The organism is Salinicola sp. V024 (genome assembly GCF_052645315.1).
In genome coordinates, this window is record NZ_JBQXYB010000011.1 from 51,565 (window position 1) to 71,488 (window position 19,924).

A 19,924-nucleotide genomic window follows, 5' to 3' on the forward strand; every position below is an offset into this window, starting at 1 on the left:
AATCGGTAAATTAGTGCGCGGCACGTGCGGCGGCGGTCTGCCATAGCGCGGCAATCTGCTCGCGGTCGGCTTCGCTCATGTTGTCCTGAGCGAAGGTGCTCTCCAGCCACTGCCAGTAGGTCGCGTCGAAGTCGTCGGCGTCGACCTCGGCGGGATCGTATTCGGCCAGTTCCTGAACCAGACCGATTTGCGGAATCATGTAACCGAGGGCAAAAAGTTCGCCGTCATCGGCATTCTCTTCCATCACGAGTAGCGTTTGCTGCACGGCCTTGGCGCGCTGCGCGAAGGGATCAGACATAGCGTTCTTCAATCCTGGGTGAAAGTGGGTCGATTCTAACATGGGCGTTCGCTCACCGCCGAGCCGGGCGGAGTCCGGCACAATGGGTGAAGGGCGTCCCGGGGGCGCGTAGGACCTGACGCGTAGGGCTTGAACAGGCAGGCGTTTTTCACCTCGGCCACGGCGTCGTTCACGCTCGTCCCCAGGCTCGTCCCCAGAGTGAGCGATGACAGTACTCGACGCTGATTGGCCGACGATTTGTTCACGGCATTCGCGCGCGCGGACGATGCCACGATCTCCATAATCTGCTATGATTTAAACGCCCGCGGGCGACAACGAGACGTTATCGAAGTGGGACAGACAGCTCAGGCCATTTCGAGACGTTTTATCAGCCGTACAGTGTGAGTGATCCGCGCTTCCATGTTCAACGCTCAGTATTTTCGTACTTACATGATGCTCGTCGAAACGGGGAGCTTCACCCAGACTGCGGGTAAGCTCGACATGACCCAGCCCGGCGTCAGTCAGCACGTGCGCAAGCTGGAAGAGTATCTCGGACGATCGCTGCTGAATCGCCATGGTCGGCGCTTTTCACTGACGGATGCCGGCCGCCGCACCTATGACTACGCGGTCAAGCTGTTTGCCGAGCACGAACATTTTCGCCATTCGCTGGATGACGATTCGCCGGACAGCGGCGAGTGCCGTATCGCATCACCCGGTAGCGTGGGATTGATGTTCTACCCGTTCCTGCTGGGCTATCAGCAGATGCACCCGGGGCTGACGGTCAACTACAGCTTCGCCTTCGATCATGAGATCGCTCAGGACGTGGTAGCCGGTCGCTATGATATCGGTATCGTCACCGAGATCGGCAAGCAGACCGATCTCAATTTCGAAGCCTGGCATCAGGAGCCGCTTTGCCTGGTCGTGCCGGCCGATTTCACCGGAACTACGCTGAGCGAGCTGGTGGCGTTGGGATTCCTCAATTATAACGACGGCAATGCCAACGCGGGCCTGCTGCTGCGGAGCAACTTCGGCAGCGAATTTCGCAGCATGAGCCATTTCCCGCGCCAGGGGTTTACCAACGAAGTGGGACAGGTTCTGGATGCGGTGGCCCGAGGGCTGGGGTTCACGGTAGTGTCTCGCCCGGTTCTGGAAACCTCGCCCTGGCAGCGTCAGGTCAAGGAGATGTCGCTGGCGCAACCGGTCTACGAAACACTGCACTTGGTCTCGCGCAAGGATGTGGAGCTACCCAAGCGCTACCGCCAACTGCTGTCATCCTTCCGTCAGCAGCGTCTCAATGCCCTCTACGGCTATAGCGAGCTACCTACGCTGGAAAAGAGCTGATATTCGGGTCTTCGATTGACGCTGTTCGCTCCGTTGGCAATAACGATACCGTGGCTCATCATGCCAGTCAGGAAGCGAAAAACGGCCGCTCAATGAGCGGCCGTTGTCGTTTCTATCATTCCACCAAGACTTATATTCCACCAAGACTTATATTCCACCAAGACTTAGTATTCCACCAAGCCTCATGAGGCATCCCGATAGGCATCGATCGGCGGACAGCTGCAGATCAGGTTCCGATCGCCGAAGACGTTATCGACGCGGTTGACCGCCGGCCAGTACTTGGCCTCCCGCACGGCCTGGGTCGGAAAGGCGGCCCGCTCGCGAGAGTAGGGGCGATCCCACTCTTCTTCGGTCACGTCCGCCATGGTATGCGGCGCCAGCACCAGCGGATTGGCATCTTTTGGCCAGTCGCCGGCTTCCACGCGTGCGATCTCCTCGCGTATCGCGATCATGGCATCGCAGAATCGATCGATCTCATAGCGGGATTCGGACTCCGTGGGCTCGACCATCAGCGTGCCGGCCACCGGGAAGGACATGGTGGGCGCGTGGAATCCGTAGTCCATCAGACGTTTGGCGATATCTTCCTCGCTGATGCCGGAGGCCGCCTTGAGCGGGCGCACGTCGAGAATGCACTCGTGGGCCACCGTCCCGTTGGCACCCTGATACAGCACCGGATAATGCGTTGCTAGCCGCTTGGCGATGTAGTTGGCGTTGAGAATCGCCAGCTCGGTGGCTTCGCGCAGCCCGCGAGCGCCCATCATCTTGATGTAGGCCCAGGAGATCGGCAGGATCGAGGCACTGCCGAAGGCGGCCGCCGATACCGCGCCGGAATCCTTGGCGATGCCTTCCTGCGGTGTCATCACGTGATTGGGCAGGTGAGCGGCGAGATGTGCCTTGACGCCGATCGGGCCCATGCCCGGGCCACCGCCACCGTGAGGAATGCAGAACGTCTTGTGCAGATTGAGGTGCGAGACGTCGCCGCCGTAATCGCCGGGTCGGCAGAGGCCGACCTGGGCGTTCATGTTGGCACCGTCGATATAGACCTGACCGCCGTTGTCATGAACGATCTGACAGGCCTGGCGGATGTTTTCTTCGAAAACTCCGTGAGTCGAGGGATACGTCAGCATGATCGCCGAAAGCTTGTCACGGTGCTGGGTCGCCTTGGCCTCGAGATCGGCCATGTCGATATTGCCGTCACGATCGCATTCGACCACCACGACTTTCATCTGCGCCATCGCTGCGGACGCCGGGTTGGTGCCGTGAGCCGAGCTCGGAATCAGGCAGATGTCACGCTCCCCCTGATCCACCGCGGCCTGATAGCGACGAATGGCGACGAGACCCGCGTACTCACCTTGGGCGCCGGAATTCGGCTGCATCGAAATGCTGTCGTAGCCGGTGATCTCGATCAGAAAGTCGCTGAGCTCGGTGATCATCTGGCGATAGCCGCTCACCTGTTCGCTAGGCGCAAACGGGTGGATATTGGCGAACTCCGGCCAGGTGATGGGCATCATCTCGCTGGTGGCGTTGAGTTTCATGGTGCACGAGCCCAGCGGGATCATCGTGTGAGTGAGCGATAGATCGCGATTCTCGAGGCGCTTGAGGTAGCGCAGCATTTCCGTCTCGCTGCGGAAGCGCTGAAAGTTGGGATGCTGCAGGAAGTCGCTGTCACGACGATAGGCGGCGGGAATGCCGGTGGTGCCCTGATCGACGGCCTGGCGATCGAGTTCGCTCACCGATAGACCGTGCTCCTCGCCAATCAGCACGTCGAAGAGCTCCGCCAGATCGGCGGCGGTCGTGGTCTCGTTGAGGCTCACGCCGACCTCGCCATCGGCGGGATAGCGAAGGTTGATCTCGCGGGTCAGCGCGCGTCCCTGAATCCGGTGGCTGTCGACTCCTGTCAGCGTCAGGGTGTCGAACCAGCTGTCGTGCTTGAGTGCGATGCCGTGCTGCTTGAGGCCCGCTGCCAGCAGCGTGGTCAGCCGGTGAATGCGGCCGGCGATGGTCTGCAGGCCTTCGGCGCCGTGATAGACGGCGTAGAAGCCGGCGATATTGGCCAGCAGCGCCTGGGCGGTACAGATGTTGGAGGTCGCCTTTTCACGGCGGATATGCTGCTCGCGGGTCTGCATCGCCATGCGCAGTGCCGGACGGCCGCGGCTATCCTTGGACACGCCGATAACACGACCCGGCAGCGATCGCTTGAGGGCCTCGCTGGTCGCGAAAAACGCTGCGTGAGGGCCACCGTAACCCATCGGCACGCCAAAGCGCTGGGAGTTGCCCAGCACGATATCGACGCCCATGGCGGCGGGTTCCTTGAGCATGATTAGGCTCATCAGGTCGGCCGCCACGCAGGTCATGATCTGGCGCGAGCGCGCCGTGGCCACCAGATTCTCGAGATCGCCGATGTCGCCATCGACGCCGGGGTATTGCAGCAGAGCGCCGAACACCTCTTCGTCGGCCAGTCGAGCCGCGGGTGCGACGACCAGCTCGAATCCCAGGTAGGCAGCACGGGTGCGCAGCACGTCCAGGGTTTGCGGGAGTACGTCATCGGCAACGAAGAAGCGCTGACTCTTCTGTTTCTTGTTCGAACGCCGGCACAGCGCCATCGCCTCGGCTGCCGCTGTCGCTTCGTCCAATAGCGACGCATTGGCGATCGCCATGCCGGTCAGATCCATCACCATCTGCTGAAAGTTGAGCAGACCCTCCAGCCGACCCTGGGCGATTTCCGGCTGATAGGGCGTGTAGGCGGTGTACCAGCCCGGGTTTTCCAGCACGTTGCGCTGAATCACCGCCGGCAGATGGGTGGGGTAATATCCCTGGCCGATATAGCTCTTGAATACCTTGTTCTGCCGCGCCAGGCCGCGCAGATAGTCCAGCGCTTCCGACTCGCCCCGCGGGCCATCCAGCGCCAGTTCGCCGTCGAGACGAATTCCCTTGGGAATGGTTCGATCGATCAGTGTCGCCATCGAGGTCATGTCGAGCGCCTTGAGCATCTCGGCGACATCGTGGCGGGTAGGGCCATTGTGACGCTGAAGAAAATCGGCGTGATTGGCCAGTTCGGTCAGGGGGCGAGTCTCGGTGGGCATAGTCTATCCGGCGAGGTTGGCAAGAGATTGCTGGGAAAGCGAGACGGACCGTTCGGTGATGGAAGCACCGAACGGCCGGATCGGCGGGCGAGAGAGGAGGGCGATCAGCTGTCGTCCTGATCTTCCTCGGCCGCAACCAGTTCTTTATAGGCTTCGGCCGACATCAGGGATTCGAGATCGCCCTGATCGGCCAGCTGCAGCTTGAGAATCCAGCCGTCGCTGTAGGGTGAGTCGTTGACTGTCTCGGGGCTGTCTTCCAGAGCCTCGTTGACTTCGACGATTTCACCCGCCAGCGGAGAGTAGAGATCTGACGCTGCCTTGACCGACTCGATAACGCCGAACTCGTCGCCAGCATCCAGCTCACGGCCGGCTTCCGGCAACTCGACGAAAACGACATCACCCAGGGCTTCCTGAGCGTGATCGGTGATGCCGACGGTCACGGTACCGTCGCCGTTGTCCAGCACCCATTCATGGCTGTCGGTGTAGAGCAGGTTGTTCGGGATTTCGCTCATGAGGTTTCCTATAAGAAACAAATTTCGATACGGGGGATTTTGGCGAGCATTATGCCTCAACACGGGATCGAATGGCATAGTCTCGCGTGCTTCCATCGCAGCTTCTCGCGAATCGCGCTTCTAGGTTGACCCCAGATCCGGAAAACGTCCAGTCCCAAGAAGACCAACAGCGGCACCAGCGCTTCTCCACGCCGTTTCCCGCGGCGCGGATGCGCATTATCGATGGATGCCGGGATACTGCTCGGGAGACGACAAGACGACTCGTACCCGGTGCTCGATGCCGTGGCGGTGTTTCTTATTGGAAACAAAGGCTCTTTTCGCTATGGTGCCTTAACCTATCTAACTCGGTGCCTGGACTCAGTACGTAGAGTCCAGTACGTGGATTCCAGTGCGTAGATTCAATATCTGGGATTAGACCCCAATTCAGGGCGTCAACGAGACCGGCTTCATGACCATGGACAGTGTGGCATCGAGTCAGCTTGCCAAAAGAATGCTATTGGATAATTGTGGGTGGATAGTCGAATCCTCTAATGTGGCGCCGCTTTGTATGCAACGACGTGATCGATAAGCGATAACTGACCAATACACAACAACGTGCCGATGGAGTTCGCCGTGGATTCATTGACTGCCGTATTTAGCGCCATTAATGGCGTGGTATGGGGCCCGCTGATGCTGATTCTGCTGTTCGGGGTCGGTATCTATCTGCAGCTGGGTCTCAGGTTGCTGCCCATCCGTAAACTGGGCTTGGGTTTCAGCCTGTTATGGCGGGGGCGCCGCAGTGAAGCCGATAGCCATGACCAGGGCGAGATATCGCCGTTCAACGCGCTGATGACGGCGCTCTCGGCCACTATCGGGACCGGTAACATTGCCGGGGTGGCCACGGCGATCGCCCTGGGCGGACCGGGCGCAGTGTTCTGGATGTGGCTGACCGCCCTGGTGGGCATGGCGACGAAGTTCGCGGAAGCCGTCCTGGCGGTGCGTTATCGGGAGACCGATTCCAACGGTAACCATGTCGGTGGGCCGATGTACTACATCCGCAACGGACTGGGCAAACGCTGGGCCTGGCTGGGTGGGCTGTTCGCGTTCTTCGGTGCGATCGCCGCCTTTGGTATCGGCAATACCGTCCAAGCCAACTCGGTAGCGGACGCATTGACCACCTCCTTCGGTGTGCCAGCGTGGCTGACCGGCGTGATCATCATGGTGCTGGCGGGCGCCGTCATACTCGGCGGCATCAAGCGGATCTCTAGCGTCGCCGGCAAACTGGTGCCGCTGATGGCGGTCGCCTATTTTGCGGCAGGTGTCGTTGTCCTGATCATCAACGCCGGTCAGATCGGCGGCGCTCTGGGAACCATCTTCGAGCATGCGTTCCAGCCCATTGCCGCCAGCGGCGGTTTTGCCGGTGCCGCAGTGGCAGCGGCCATTCGTTTTGGTGTTGCGCGGGGCATCTTCTCCAACGAAGCCGGCCTGGGTAGTGCGCCGATCGCGCATGCCGCAGCGCAGACACGTAATCCGGTACGTCAGGGGCTGATCGCCATGCTGGGTACCTTCATCGATACCTTGGTCGTTTGCACCATGACGGCGCTGGTGATTCTGACCTCGACCCACTGGCTGGATGGCGAGAGCGGAGCGGGCCTGACCTCGCTGTCGTTCGACAGCGCCTTGCCGGGTATCGGTCAGCACATCGTGGCGATCGCGCTGTCGATATTCGCCTTTACCACGATCCTGGGCTGGTCGTTCTATGGCGAGAAATGCTTTCAGTATCTGTTCGGCGACCGGGCAATACTGCTTTACCGGATTCTGTTCGTGCTGGCGGTGCCGGTCGGTGCGATGGCCAAGCTCGACTTTATCTGGCTGGTGGCGGATACCTTCAACGCGATGATGGCCATTCCCAATCTGATCGCCCTGGCGCTGTTGTCCCCAGTCGTGTTCAAGCTGACTCGCGATCACTTCGCCGGCAAGACCGTACTGCCGGGTGAAGCGCTGGAAGACCGCGATCGAGACGCGTAACTTTCTTTTATCTGCTCTAGACGGGAGACATTGATGTCCAACATGAAACAGACGCCGCTGTTTGCGCTGCATCAGCAGCTGGGTGGCAAGATGGTGCCGTTCGCCGGCTACAGCATGCCGGTGCAATACCCGCTGGGCGTCAAGAAGGAGCACGAGCATACGCGCCGAGCTTGCGGTCTGTTCGATGTCTCCCACATGGGCCAGGTAAAAGTGACGGGGCCGTCGCCCGCTGCTGCCATGGAGACTCTGGTGACCGCCGACGTCGTCGGGTTGGTGGAGGGCGGCCAGCGCTATGCGCTGTTCACCAACAGTGAGGGCGGCGTGCTGGATGATCTGATGATCGTCAATCATGGCGAATCGCTGTACGTGGTCGTCAATGCGGCGTGCAAGGATCAGGACATCGCGCTGATGCGCACCGGCCTCGGGACGGGACACGACGTCGAGGTTCTGGATCGAGGCTTGCTGGCATTGCAAGGCCCGCAAGCTCGGGATGTCATGCAGCGGCTGTGTCCGGCAGCCTGCGAACTGGTATTCATGCAGCACGCCCGTTTCGATGTGATGGGGCATGAGATATGGGTGAGCCGTAGCGGATATACCGGAGAGGATGGTTTCGAGATATCGACGCCGTCCGAGGCAACCGAGGCATTGGCGCGCTGGTTCCTGGAGCAGCCGGAGGTCGAGCCGATCGGTCTTGGCGCAAGGGATTCGTTGCGTCTGGAAGCCGGCCTGTGTCTCTACGGTCACGACATCGACACGACCACTACACCGGTAGAGGCGAGCCTCTCCTGGGCGGTGGGCAAATCGCGTCGTGTCGGCGGGGAGCGTGAAGCCGGCTTTCCGGGAGCCGACATGGTGCTCCACCAGTTGCAGGCCAAGGATCATCGCCGCCGCCGGGTGGGATTGATCGGCGAGGGCCGGGCACCGGTTAGAGAAGGAACCAAGTTGTTCGACGCCGATGATCACGAGGTCGGTCACGTTACCTCGGGCAGTTTCGGTCCCAGCGTCGGAGCACCGGTCGCGATGGCCTACGTCGTCATCGAGTCCGCCGAGAAAGGTGCAACGCTGTACGCGGATGTTCGCGGCAAGCGATTGCCGATGACCATCAGCCCGATGCCATTCGTCACAGCGAATTACTATCGCGGGTGAACGTCAGGCTCCCTGAAACTCTACCTTTATACCGTTATCTTAAAAACGCCTTCTCCCCCGAGAAGGCGTTTTTGTTTGGCAGAACTGTTGTTTGCCAGCCATTTGGCGGAATCATGGCGGTTGCCAGCGAGCCTCGTTGTCGGCCAGTGGCGCGATTCCGACCAGACTGGCGAGTGCTGCAAACCCGAGGCACCGCAGGTTATACGATGCGGCGGAAAGTGAGGTTGAGTCGGCAGCCCTGGATCGCGCGTGGGGCCAGCGCATGCTGCCAACGCTGCTGGGCGCCGGGGCCCATGAGGAGCAGACTGCCATGGGGTAGCCAGACATTGAAGGCGTGCCGGGGAGATCCCGTCTTTTCACGAAAGCGCAGCGGGCGCTCACTGCCCAGCGAGAGCGATGCCACGATGGGGCGATCGCCAAGTTCGGGCTCGTCGTCGCTATGCCAACCCATGCGCTGTTCGCCGCTGGCGTAGCGATTGAGCAGCACGCTATTGAAGTCGGCGGACGGCAAATCACTGCTTCGCAAGACGTCTTTCACGCGGTCTCGCAGCATCCGCACCAGCGGATGCCACGGTTGGGGTTGAAACGTCTGCCCCGAGTAGCGGTAGCCGGCGTCGCTATCTCCCATCCAGCATTGGGCGCGCGGGATGGTATGCAGCCGCCCGTAGAGTCGTATGGTCGGTGAGCTCCAGACGATTTCCTGATCGAGGGCGTGCTGTATCCGCGTCGCGTCGGCGGGCGAGAGGAAACCGGGAAGCAGCGTCAACACCGGAGAGTCGTCGAGACGCTGCCATTCGATAGGCGCCGTGTCGGTCACGGGGCGAGCTCAGCCCCAGACGAACAGCGCGACGAGACCGCTGCACCAGGCGAGCGTGGCGCCGATCAGGCCACCTACCACGACATCGCTCACATAGTGCAGTCCCAGCACCACGCGGGAGGCGGCAATCAGCCCCGCCAGCGGGAGTACGACCGGTAGCAGTTGCGGCGTGGTGGCTGCGGTGAGTCCGGTGAACATGGCTGCATGTAACGTATGGCCGCTGGGAAAGCTGTAGCGATCGACCGGCGGCATGGTGCAGCGAATGGTGGTGAAGGTGATATACGGACGTTCACGACACAAGCGAGTCTTGAGCACGCGATAGAGCAGGGCGGCAACGCTGGCGGTCAACCCCCAGTGCACCGCTATCACCCATCCGAAGTGGCCATGCCAGATTGGTTGCAGCAATGCCAGTGCCACCCAGGCGGGCCAATCGCCCAGCCGACTGACGCAGCGGAACAGCCACAGCGTCGGCGCATGGCGGGAGAGTTCCGCCAGCCGGTGACTGAGCCGACTCTCGAGACGATCCAGACGCTCAAACGTGAGACGTGGAGTGCGTGGCTGCATGCGGGGCTCCCTGAACCTGGATTAGATGTGCGAGAAAACGGTCGCCAATATGGGACCAGCTCAGACTCGAGGCGCGCTTGCGGGCTTCGCGGCCCAGGCTCGCGTACAGCGCTGGCTGCTGGCAAAGCTCGCTGGCGGCCTGAATGAAGCCCTGGTCATCGCCCGGAGGCACCAGGCGGCCATTGACGTCGTGGGTTATCAGTTCCTTGGCCGCCGCGTGATCGAAAGCGACGACCGCGAGCCCGCTGGCCATCGCCTCTGGAACGACATTGCCGAAAGTCTCAGAAAGGGACGGGAAGATGAACATGTCGGCGCTGGCATAGTGACGCGCCAGCGCCTCCCCGGTCTGGAATCCGGTAAAGATGGCCTCCGGCAGGCGTCGGGTAATCGTCTTGCGAGCCGGGCCATCGCCCACCAGAACTTGAACCAGTTCGGGATTGGCGCGGCACATTGCCGCCATCGTGCTGGCCAGCAGCTCGATATTCTTTTCGCTGGCGAGGCGGCCGACGTAGAGCGCGACGGGCTGATCGGGGCCGGCTCCCCACTGGCGTCGTAGCTCGTTGTCTCGGCGTGACGGCTGATAGCGGTTGGCGTCGACGCCCCGAGCGAGAACCGAAACGCCCCGGTAGCCGTAATCCTCCAGCGCGTCACGCTGGGCCGCGGTGGGAACCAGGGTGGCTTCGCAGCGATTATGAAAGTAGCGCAGGCCTCGGCGAGCCATGGGGATGCTCCAGCCGAGTCGGTAATTGCTGGCGTACTGATCGAAGTTGGTATGGAAGCCGCTGACGACGGGGATCTGCAGTCGCCGTGCCGCATTCAACGCCGACCAGCCCAGGGGCCCCTCAGTGGCGATGTAGATGGCATCCGGGCGCTCTTCACGCCAGAGACGCATCAGTCGGCGCCGACAAGGCCAGCCGACGTGTACGTCGGCGTAGATGGGCAGCGCCACTCCCCGTACATGCACATCGCGCTCGGCCAGCACATCGCGCTTGCCATCGGCCGGGTCGGGACGTATCAGCTGCAGCAGAATGCCCTTGGACACCAGGTGGCTGGCGAAATGACTCAGGGTATGAGCTACGCCGTTGACCTCTGGCGCCCAGGTTTCACTGACCAGGGCTATGCGCATCGTTACTACTCCTTGCACGCTGGCGAAGCTGCCACTGCACTCGATTCGTCACCGACCGTGTCTGCTTCGGTCTTCGATCATCCGGGTTATCGATGACGTCAATGCGTCACGATGATGACGAATAGATGACACCACTGGATTAGCGTAGCACGCGCGCCGGATCCACGGGCTTGCCACCATGACGAAGATCGAACAGCAGGTGGTAGCGACTGCTGTCGCTCTCTGGAGCGATATCGCAAAGTGGTGTTCCGGCCGAGACGGATTGCCCTTCGGACACCAGCAGCTTGCCGCAGAACGCATAGACGCTCTGCATGTTGTCGGCGTGGTGAAGAATGACGACCTGGCCCAACTGGCGCATCCCGCTGGCGAACCGCACCTGACCCGACGTGGTGGCTTTCGCCTTCGCCGCCGTAGCGGTGGAGAGCATCATGGGTTGCAGGGTGCCGTGGGAATCGCGGCCAAACCGGCGTTCCACGGTGTAGTTCGCCAGCGGCCATTGCCATCGGCTGGCGGACGACGGCAAGGGACCGGGGTCCGGTAGCGAGCGGGAGGCCGCAGGCGCCGAAGCCGTGCGACGGCTGGCGCTCGACGACGGTCCGCCGTTCAGCGGGACGTGGATCAGCTGACCGACCTCGAGCTGCGAGGGATCGATGCCCTTGTTGGCGGCCTGGACGCGCTGCGGATTGGCGCCGAAATAGCGTCCGATGGAATACAGCGAGTCTCCACGACGGACCTGATAGCGATAGGGCCCGCCACCCGGCGCGCGTTCCTGCTGCGATGGCAGCATCAGTCGCTGCCCGACGGCCAGGCGACGAGAATCCACGCCCGGATTGAATCGTTGCAGGCGCAGCAGCGGTATCCCCGCCTGGTTAGCGATTTTGCCCAGCGTGTCGCCGCGCTGCACCGTCACCCAGCCTCCGCCGTCGGCGACCCGGGTGCCGCCGCCGCTGGCGCAGCCACCCAGGATCAACATCAGTCCCAGCAGTAGGAGGAGAGCGCCGCGTCTTTTTCCTGCCACAGTGAATTCAACCATGTGTAGAAACGTTCCTTGTATTGGGCATCATCGTAGCGGCCCTCCAGCATCCATTTCGGCCTGTCGAGGCATCTGACGGACAGCGCCACCTCTGACTCACGACCGCAGAGGAAGTCCCAGAAATTGGGAGAGCCTCGGCGGTAGTGCAGGGTCACGTCGAGTATGCCGTCGAGGCGCGGACCCAGCAGCCCGATCACTTGAGCGATGCCGCCGGCCTTGGGGCGCAGCAGATGCCGATAAGGGCTCTCCTGCTGGCGCTGCTTCTGCGGCGTGAAGCGAGTCCCCTCGACGAAGTTGTAGATCGTCATCGGCATTTCTCGGGCGTGCTCGCACATGCGATGCGTCGCCTGGCGGTCTCGCTCGGCCAGCCCGGGATTGCGGGCGAGTTTCTCGCGGCTATAGCGGCGCATGAAGGGAAACTCGAGCGCCCACCAGGCCAGACCGACGATGGGTACCAGAATCAACTCCCGCTTGAGGAAGAACTTCGGCATCGACGCTCGCCCGGTCAGCACGTAGAGCATGACCATGATATCGGTCCAGCTCTGGTGGTTGGCGATCACCAGCCACCATTGATGTGGCGAGAGCGTCTCGGGAATCTCGGTCCGGACCTGGGGGCGAATCCAGTGGCGGATCCAGACGTTGTTGGTCCTGATCCACGCCAGCGCGACGCGGTGCAGCCCACCCAGGACACGCAGGCGCCAGCGTCGAGTCGGAGTGACCAGTTTCATTGCGGTCAACGCGACCAGGGGGATTCCCCAGAACAGCGTATTGAGGATCAGCAACAGGACGCTGATTACCCCCTTCAGGGTCGACATGCCATTCTCCATCAACGACTTGGCTAGATGTTACTGGAATGTCGCAAAGCTGCCCAGCGCCCCGAGGTCCTGGGCAATGGTCAACCTGGATATCGACGCCGGAAAAATTCACTCAGAGAGCCGGAGTGAGATTTCTCATTGCCGAAAAACTAACCAACTCAACACCAGCGTGGATGGGGCCGACGACGGTCGAGGCGGATCACGGGAAATGCACAGTGTTATCCACAGAAGATGTGAATAATTCGGGTCAACGATCGCGATGCATCGATCTCGCCAATTCTCGGCAATATCCTCCATGAATTGATAGAATGCCGCCGCTTTCGTCTCCGTTCGATACGGAGTACCGATTATCGACTCGCCTCGACCCCAAGTCCTGGCCTCTTTCTTACCAACGCTACTGGAGATCGCCGTTGCGTTCCTTACCCGCGACCCTTCCCATCCTGTTTCTCTGCGAAATCAGCTTCCTGCTCGGCCACGGCCTGATCATGACGCTGCTGGGCGTAAGGATGTCGCTGGAGGCGTTCCCCTCGCAGATGGCGGGTCTGCTGATGTCCTGCTTTTCGCTGGGATTCGTTGCCGGCAGTTACTGGCTGGAGAAACGCATTCGTAGCGTTGGCCACATCCGCGTATTCGCGGCTTGTGCGGCGTTGCTGGCGGCTACCGCGATCCTCCATGGGCTATGGGTCAACCCGTGGGCCTGGCTGGTCTGGCGGCTTTTCGGCGGTGCGGCGACCGCCGGGCTGTTGATGGTGATGGAGTCGTGGGTATCCGGCGAGTCGACCAATGAAAATCGCGGGCGAGTGCTGGGCTGGTATCTGGTGATCTCGACGCTGTCGCTGGCGGGCGGGCAGTGGATGCTCAACATGGCCGATCCGGGCACTTTCGTGCTGTTCTCGGTGGCGGGCGTGTTGTTCGCGCTATCGCTGGTGCCGCTGTCGATTCATCGCATCCAGGGGCCGCTGCGCAACAGCCAGAGCGCGCCAGTCAAGATATCGCTGCGAACGCTGCTGGCAAGAGCCCCGGTCGGTCTCGTCGGCGCTTTCGTGGCAGGTCTGATGGTCCAGGCGTTCTTCGCCATGACGCCTTACTACGGCCAGGAAATCGGGCTTACCACCGCCCAGACGGCCAAGTTCATGTCGATAACCACGCTGGTGGCCCTCATCGCCCAGTGGACGCTGGGGCGAGTCTCGGACCGTTTCGATCGGCGCAAGGTCATCCTGTGCATGGCGGTGGTCATGGCGATATCGGGCGTGCTGATCGTGTTTGCGGCGCGTTCCAGCTACTGGTTGCTGGTATTCGTGGCCAGCTTTCATACCGCGATGCTGCATACCCTCTATTCGCTGAGCCTGGCGCATACCCACGATTGGCTGGAGCCAGAGGAGACGATTCAGGCCAATGGCAAGATCCTGATGTGCTATGGAGTCGGGTCCGTGGTGGGGCCGTTCAGCGCTTCCCTACTGATGCAAAGCGTGGGTCCGGATGGCCTGTGGCTATTCCTGGGAGCGGTGGCGCTGGGTCTGGCACTGTTCATTGCCTATCGGCTGTGGCGGCGCGAACCCGTCATGGCGCCGGAGGAGCAGGAGCCCTACATGCCGTTGGTGCCGATGGTGGAGTCGACCCACTATATCAATGAGCTGGATCCGCGCCACGGCCCTTATCAGCATGAATTGAATCTGGAGGGTGATCTGGAAGAGGAGTACGACGAGCCGGCCTATCAATCTGGCTGATGGTTGACGAGGCGGCCCGAGACCCGAGCCTTCAGTTCCGAACGAAAAGAGCCGGCATCTGCCGGCTCTCGTCGTTATATCGGTCACTATATCGTGTCGTGCGTCAGGCGTTTTCGGGCATCAAGGCCTTGTCCTGAACGTACTGATCGAACTCGGTAAAACCGCCGATGTGTGTCTGGTCGACGAAGATCTGCGGTACGGTCTCGACCGGCTTGCCGATGGTCTTTTCCATGTCGGCCTTGGTAATGCCTTCAGCGTGAATGTCGATATAGCGAAAATCGAAGTCGTCCCGGGCTTCCTTCAGTTTTTCCGCCAGATCTTTGGCGCGAACGCAGAACGGGCAGCCGGGGCGGCCAAAAATGACGGTCAGCATCAATGATTCTCCTGATCTGAATGATGGATTCGCTTCGAATGAACGAGTGTGGAAATAGAATGGGGCTTATTCTTTCGTATTAAACCCGGGCGGACCAATAGAGTCTCGCTACATTCGCTATTGCAGGCCGCTATCGCGTCGCCACGGGCCGCTAGCGCCGGCTTCAAGGCTCGAGCCGCTGACCCGCATCGGCATCGCGCAGCAGATCTCCGAGCGCTCGATGAATGTCGGGGGCGCTGACCAGCAGGTTCTCCCCATAGAGCTCGACGGGCAGCCCGTCTGGGCATTCGTAGAGATGGCTCGTCGTCGCGCCGGCTTCCCGGGCGATCAGTAGCCCGGCGGCAAAATCCCAGGGCGAGACGCTTTCATAATAGGCGTCGAGCTGCCCGCAACCGACGTGGCACAGATCGAGCGCGGCGGAGCCGTTGCGCCGGATGTCACGGCAGGACTGAACGACGTGATCGAGTCGTCTGACCAACGGAGCGCGTCTATCACGCGCGTAGGGGAATCCCGTCGCGACCAGGCTTCTCTCCAGGGTATCCGCCTGGCTGCAGCGCATCGGCTCATCGTTGAGTCGGGCTCCCTGACCGCGCACGGCGGTGAAGGTTTCGCCCAGAAACGGGGCGTGAACCACGCCCAGTTGAACCTCACCATCCATGGCCCAGGCGATAGAGACCGCGACATGGGCGTGGCCGTAGGCGAAATTGACCGTGCCGTCGATGGGGTCGACGACCCACAGCGAACCGCGCTGCTCGAGCTGGCTTCTATCCGGCGCCAGCTCCTCGGTCAGTCTGGCTTCTCCGGGAAACAGCGCTTCCAGTTCGTCGGCAATCATCTGATCGACGGCGACGTCCGCCTCTGTTACCAGCTCGTCTCCGCCCTTGTACTGACGCGAAAAATTCTGCTTCTCGCGGGCCTGAACGATCATTTCACCGGCCTGGCGGGCGATACGGATTATCTCTTCGAGTCGCTGGGCGTGGTCCACGATGGGCTCCTGTCTGAAAGATAGGATCGCGCCAAAGCTGGGCGCGATCGTCAACGATGAATGAGCTGTCTGTTTGTCGGGTCGCTGAAAAGTGTCGTCTGGTTAGGCTTTGGTCAAATCAGCGGCCGGATCAGTGCCTCACCGGGCGTTTCTGCAGCTTGCGCTGCAAGGTGCGGCGATGCATGCCCAGGGCTCTAGCGGTTGCCGAAATATTGCCGTCGTGTTCATGCAGGACTTTCTGGATATGCTCCCACGTCACCCGATTGACCGAGGGCGGGTTGTCGGCGATCTCCACGTCAACATCGCCGCTTTCGCGTTCGAGCGCCTGCAGAATCTCATCGGCGTCAGCGGGCTTGCAGAGATAGTTGGCGGCGCCGAGCTTCATCGCTTCCACGGCGGTGGCGATGCTCGAATAGCCGGTCAGCACCACCACGCGGCATGCCGGGGCAACCTCGAGCAGCGCAGGCAGCAGTTTGAGGCCGGAATCGGATTCCAGCTTGAGATCGAGCGTCGCCAGCGCCGGCGGCGTCTCCCGCGCCGAGGCCAGGGCCTGGTCGTAGGTATGAGCCACGACCACGTCGTAGCCGCGGCGGCGCATGGCGCGCTCCATGACGAAACAGAGCTGTTCGTCGTCGTCGACGATCAACAAGCGCTCCTGATCGGCGGATCGTTGCAAGTCACTCATCACTGAAACCTCCTGTCACTGAATCCTGCCCGGCGGACACGTGCGCGAGCATCACAGGCTCTCGCCTGCCTTGACGCGGGGTAGCTTGACCTCGGTCAACGTGCCGCCTTCCTCATGATTATAGAGACTCACGCCGCCGCCGAACCGGCTGACGGTAGCGTGGGTCAAAAACAGCCCGATCCCCATTCCCTTGCTCTTGGTCGAGATGAAGGTGTCGCCTAGTTGATCGGCGATCGACATCGGCACGCCCGGGCCGTTATCTCGAATGTCGATAACCACTTCCTCGGCATCCCAGTCGAGACTGGTGACGATGGCTTCGGGACTGGCGTCGGCGGCGTTGTTGAGCAGGTTGATCAACGCCTGCTCCAGCGTGGCGTCCACGGCGATACTGGGTTGGCCACGTTTGCCGAGCACTTCCAGCCGGTGTTGAACGTCCGGTCGCAGTACCAGCCAGCGCTGGATCAGATTCTCGAGCCAAGGTGTCGCGCGCCGTGTCTCGGGCTTTTCCAGACGCCGACGGTCGGCGTTGGCGACGAGTGTCTGCAGACGCTGTTTGCAGGTGTCGACCTGATTGCGCAGCAGGTCGATGTCCTCCAGCAGCGCTGGCTGTTGGCTGGCCTCGTGGCGCATCTCCTTGAGCAGCACGGCCATCGTCGACAGTGGCGTGCCGAGCTCGTGAGCGGTACCCGCCGCCTGGGTCGCCACCGCCAGGATCTGTTCGTTGCGCAGGGCGGCCTCGCGGGTCCGGGATAGCGTCATGTCGCGTCGGCGCAAGGTGTGCGCCATCTTGAAGATGAAGAAGGTGAGCAGGCTGCCGGACAGAATGAAATTCAACCACATGCCGAGGGTATGCAGCTGGACACCGAAGACGATCGTGCTGTTGGTCAATTGCGGCACGGATTGATAGAACAGCATCATGGTGGTGTAGCTGGCGGTCGCCGCCAGCGCGATGACCCAGGCGTAGGGCCATGGCAGCGTGGCGGCGGCGATTCCCAGCGGCACCAGCAGATAGGTGATGAAGGGATTGGTCGAACCGCCCGTGTAGTAGAACAGCAGACTCAGCCCGGCGATGTCGACCAGCCAGTGCAGCAGATATTCGGTGTTGGTGACGGCCCGCGGCCGACCCAGCCGCCACCAGGTCGCCACGTTGAACAGGCCCATGGCGACGATGACACTGATCACCGGGAGAACGTGGAGCTGGAACCCGAGCACTTCGATCCCGAAAATGATCGCGGCCAGAAAGCCGGTCCAGGTGATACCGCGGACGATCGTCAAGCGAACCAGATTGCGGTTCGGCGTCGAGAGCGGAAGCGGCTGCAGCATGGTCTCTCCGGTATCGAGTCGGGTTGGCAGAACGTTCGAAAAGCGAACCAGGGCAGCGCGGCTGACTCGACATCGCCGCGGGTATGACGGTCATGATAACGCATGCCACGAGGCGACGTGAGCCCGGCCGGACCGCTGGGGGGAAACGAAGGCGCGACCCTTCTTTTCCTCTTGCGGATATTCTTTTGCCGATCCTTCCGATCCGGGGAGTTCCGGACAGGAGGCACCGGTCGCGGCGGCTACAACTCTGCCGGTTCAGCGCGTACAATCGCCGCCATCTTCGATTCTCCGCGAACTCTCGCACTGCAACGGCTGTTGCTTGTGAGTCGCCTCTAGTCAGTGAAATTACTCATGTCAGATGCCCAGCTAGCGCAGGAAGCGGCCCTTCGTCGCACTTTCGCCATTATCAGTCACCCCGACGCGGGCAAGACGACGATCACCGAGAAGATGTTGCTGTTCGGCAACGCGATCCAGCTGGCCGGTTCGGTCAAGAGCAAGCGGGCCGAGCGCCATGCCACCTCCGACTGGATGAAGATGGAGCAGGAGCGGGGTATCTCGGTCACCACGTCGGTCATGCAGTTCCCCTACAACGGCCGCATCGTCAACCTGCTCGATACCCCCGGACACGAGGATTTCTCCGAGGATACCTATCGCACACTGACCGCCGTCGACTCCGCGCTGATGGTCATCGACGCGGCCAAGGGCGTCGAGGATCGAACCATCAAACTGATGGAGGTGTGCCGGTTACGGACCACGCCCATCCTGACCTTCATCAACAAGATGGACCGTGACACTCGCGATCCGATCGAGGTCATGGACGAGATCGAGACGGTGCTGAACATCCAGTGTGCGCCGATGACTTGGCCGATCGGCATGGGTCGTCAGTTCAAGGGTGTCTACCATCTCTACGATGATGTGGTTCATCTGTATACCCAGGGCCAGGGCAACCGCATTCCGGAAGACAAGCGCATCGAAGGCCTCGCCAGCGAGGAAGTCGACCGCGTGCTGGGCGAGAGCGCGGCGGAAGAGCTGCGCATGGAAGTCGAGCTGGTTCGCGGCGCCTCGCATGAGTTCGACCTGGAAGCCTATCGTCGTGGCGAGTTGTCCCCGGTCTATTTCGGTACCGCGATGGGCAATTTCGGCGTGCGCGAGATGCTCAACGGTTTCGTCGAGTTCGCGCCGACGCCTCAGGCCCGGGAAACCGATGCCCGTGAAGTGGTCGCGGACGACGGCCGGTTCTCCGGTTTCGTTTTCAAGATCCAGGCCAACATGGATCCCAAGCATCGGGACCGAGTCGCGTTTCTGCGTATCTGTTCCGGCAAGTACGAGCGCAACATGAAGATGCGCCACGTGCGCATCGGCAAGGAGGTCAAGATCGCCGACGCGCTGACCTTCATGGCCTCCGACCGCTCTCATGTCGAGGAAGCCTGGCCGGGCGATATCATCGGGTTGCACAATCACGGCACGATCCAGATCGGTGACACTTTCACCGCCGGGGAGGACATGCGCTTCCTGGGCATTCCGCACTTCGCGCCGGAGCTGTTCCGACGCGTTCGGCTGCGTGACCCGCTGAAGATGAAAGCGCTGCAGAAGGGCCTCCAGCAGCTCTCGGAAGAGGGGGCGACGCAGGTCTTCCTGCCCTTGGACAACAACGATCTTATCGTGGGCGCCGTGGGTACGTTGCAGTTCGATGTCGTCGCGCATCGCCTCAAGGAGGAGTACAAGGTCGACTGTATCTACGAGCCGGTCAACGTCAATACCGCTCGCTGGATCTACAGCAAGGATGCCAAGAAACTCGACGAATTCAGGCGCAAGGCGAGCGCCAACCTGGCGCTGGATGGCGGCGACTACCTGACTTACCTGGCGCCGACGCGAGTCAATCTGCAGATGACGCAGGAACGCTGGCCGGAGATCGAGTTCAGGGCCACCCGCGAGCACTGATTACCGTCAGGTCGTTGCTGCAGGATATCTCTCCTCCACGGACGTTCGGGGCAGCCAGAGCCGCTCGTCCGTTCAACGGATCTTGCGAGACACAGCGAGATTTCGTCTTGCCGCCACCCGGCGCTTAGGCCATTCTGAAAACCGGCTAGTCGTCACGGCGGCCGGAGAG

At 61.4% G+C, this 19,924-nt stretch carries 17 protein-coding genes; 5 read left to right on the forward strand and 12 right to left on the reverse strand.

Features of this window, described 5'->3' with window-relative positions:
- Positions 1 to 10: 10 nt before the first annotated feature.
- The gene (locus tag ACUN9V_RS15160) at positions 11 to 298 is read right to left on the reverse strand and encodes a YfcL family protein (RefSeq protein WP_075563802.1); all 288 of its coding nucleotides are present in this window, start codon (positions 296 to 298) and stop codon (positions 11 to 13) included.
- Positions 299 to 697: 399 nt separating this feature from the next.
- Between ACUN9V_RS15160 and ACUN9V_RS15165 the strand changes: the two genes are divergently transcribed.
- Complete coding sequence (locus ACUN9V_RS15165) at positions 698 to 1,618, forward strand: LysR family transcriptional regulator (RefSeq protein ID WP_445512008.1); 921 nt, start codon at positions 698 to 700, stop codon at positions 1,616 to 1,618.
- A gap of 182 nt (positions 1,619 to 1,800) precedes the next feature.
- Here the strand turns inward: ACUN9V_RS15165 and gcvP are convergent, their stop codons facing one another.
- Positions 1,801 to 4,701 carry an aminomethyl-transferring glycine dehydrogenase gene (gene gcvP / locus ACUN9V_RS15170; protein WP_445512009.1) on the reverse strand — a complete coding sequence of 967 codons (2,901 nt, stop codon included), beginning with the start codon at positions 4,699 to 4,701 and terminating at the stop codon, positions 1,801 to 1,803.
- Between the two features lie 104 nt (positions 4,702 to 4,805).
- A complete protein-coding gene (gene gcvH / locus ACUN9V_RS15175; RefSeq protein WP_075563805.1) occupies positions 4,806 to 5,213 on the reverse strand; it encodes a glycine cleavage system protein GcvH in 408 nt (135 codons plus the stop codon).
- 669 nt (positions 5,214 to 5,882) lie between these two features.
- On the opposite strand from gcvH, the gene ACUN9V_RS15180 reads away from it, so the two are divergent.
- Together ACUN9V_RS15180 and gcvT are read left to right on the forward strand one after the other, a co-directional pair.
- Positions 5,883 to 7,220, forward strand: a complete 1,338-nt coding sequence (locus ACUN9V_RS15180) for an alanine/glycine:cation symporter family protein (RefSeq protein WP_445512053.1) — start codon at positions 5,883 to 5,885, stop codon at positions 7,218 to 7,220.
- 33 nt (positions 7,221 to 7,253) lie between these two features.
- Entirely contained in the window at positions 7,254 to 8,366 is a 1,113-nt protein-coding gene (gene gcvT, locus ACUN9V_RS15185) for a glycine cleavage system aminomethyltransferase GcvT (protein WP_445512010.1), read from the forward strand.
- Positions 8,367 to 8,565: 199 nt separating this feature from the next.
- Here the strand turns inward: gcvT and ACUN9V_RS15190 are convergent, their stop codons facing one another.
- The 5 genes from ACUN9V_RS15190 to ACUN9V_RS15210 form a co-directional block, all read right to left on the reverse strand.
- A complete protein-coding gene (locus tag ACUN9V_RS15190; protein ID WP_445512011.1) occupies positions 8,566 to 9,183 on the reverse strand; it encodes an alpha-ketoglutarate-dependent dioxygenase AlkB family protein in 618 nt (205 codons plus the stop codon).
- 9 nt (positions 9,184 to 9,192) lie between these two features.
- Positions 9,193 to 9,747, reverse strand: a complete 555-nt coding sequence (locus ACUN9V_RS15195; RefSeq protein WP_110691767.1) for a phosphatase PAP2 family protein — start codon at positions 9,745 to 9,747, stop codon at positions 9,193 to 9,195.
- Positions 9,716 to 10,873, reverse strand: coding sequence for a glycosyltransferase family 4 protein (locus ACUN9V_RS15200; protein WP_445512012.1), 1,158 nt, complete (start codon positions 10,871 to 10,873; stop codon positions 9,716 to 9,718). Before ACUN9V_RS15200 ends, ACUN9V_RS15195 begins: the two co-directional genes overlap by 32 nt.
- A 139-nt stretch (positions 10,874 to 11,012) precedes the next feature.
- Positions 11,013 to 11,906: a M23 family metallopeptidase gene (locus ACUN9V_RS15205; RefSeq protein ID WP_110691769.1), complete on the reverse strand. Its 894-nt coding sequence runs from the start codon at positions 11,904 to 11,906 to the stop codon at positions 11,013 to 11,015.
- On the reverse strand, positions 11,846 to 12,721 hold the full coding sequence (locus ACUN9V_RS15210) for an acyltransferase (RefSeq protein ID WP_075563810.1): 876 nt from the start codon (positions 12,719 to 12,721) through the stop codon (positions 11,846 to 11,848). Before ACUN9V_RS15210 ends, ACUN9V_RS15205 begins: the two co-directional genes overlap by 61 nt.
- 410 nt (positions 12,722 to 13,131) lie before the next feature.
- Between ACUN9V_RS15210 and ACUN9V_RS15215 the strand changes: the two genes are divergently transcribed.
- Complete coding sequence (locus ACUN9V_RS15215; protein WP_110691770.1) at positions 13,132 to 14,448, forward strand: MFS transporter; 1,317 nt, start codon at positions 13,132 to 13,134, stop codon at positions 14,446 to 14,448.
- Positions 14,449 to 14,551: 103 nt separating this feature from the next.
- On the opposite strand, the gene ACUN9V_RS15220 is transcribed toward ACUN9V_RS15215, so the two are convergent.
- From ACUN9V_RS15220 to ACUN9V_RS15235, 4 genes are all read right to left on the reverse strand, one after another.
- Positions 14,552 to 14,821 (reverse strand): GrxA family glutaredoxin, encoded by a 270-nt coding sequence (locus tag ACUN9V_RS15220; RefSeq protein WP_075563812.1) that lies wholly within the window; start codon positions 14,819 to 14,821, stop codon positions 14,552 to 14,554.
- A gap of 163 nt (positions 14,822 to 14,984) precedes the next feature.
- On the reverse strand, positions 14,985 to 15,806 hold the full coding sequence (locus ACUN9V_RS15225; protein WP_445512013.1) for an inositol monophosphatase family protein: 822 nt from the start codon (positions 15,804 to 15,806) through the stop codon (positions 14,985 to 14,987).
- Between the two features lie 130 nt (positions 15,807 to 15,936).
- Positions 15,937 to 16,491 carry a response regulator transcription factor gene (locus ACUN9V_RS15230; RefSeq protein WP_110691771.1) on the reverse strand — a complete coding sequence of 185 codons (555 nt, stop codon included), beginning with the start codon at positions 16,489 to 16,491 and terminating at the stop codon, positions 15,937 to 15,939.
- A 51-nt stretch (positions 16,492 to 16,542) separates the two neighbouring features.
- Entirely contained in the window at positions 16,543 to 17,814 is a 1,272-nt protein-coding gene (locus ACUN9V_RS15235) for an ATP-binding protein (protein ID WP_445512014.1), read from the reverse strand.
- 351 nt (positions 17,815 to 18,165) lie between these two features.
- Here ACUN9V_RS15235 and ACUN9V_RS15240 point away from each other — a divergent pair, with 351 nt between their 5' ends.
- A complete protein-coding gene (locus tag ACUN9V_RS15240) occupies positions 18,166 to 19,755 on the forward strand; it encodes a peptide chain release factor 3 (RefSeq protein ID WP_075563815.1) in 1,590 nt (529 codons plus the stop codon).
- Positions 19,756 to 19,924 lie beyond the last annotated feature (169 nt).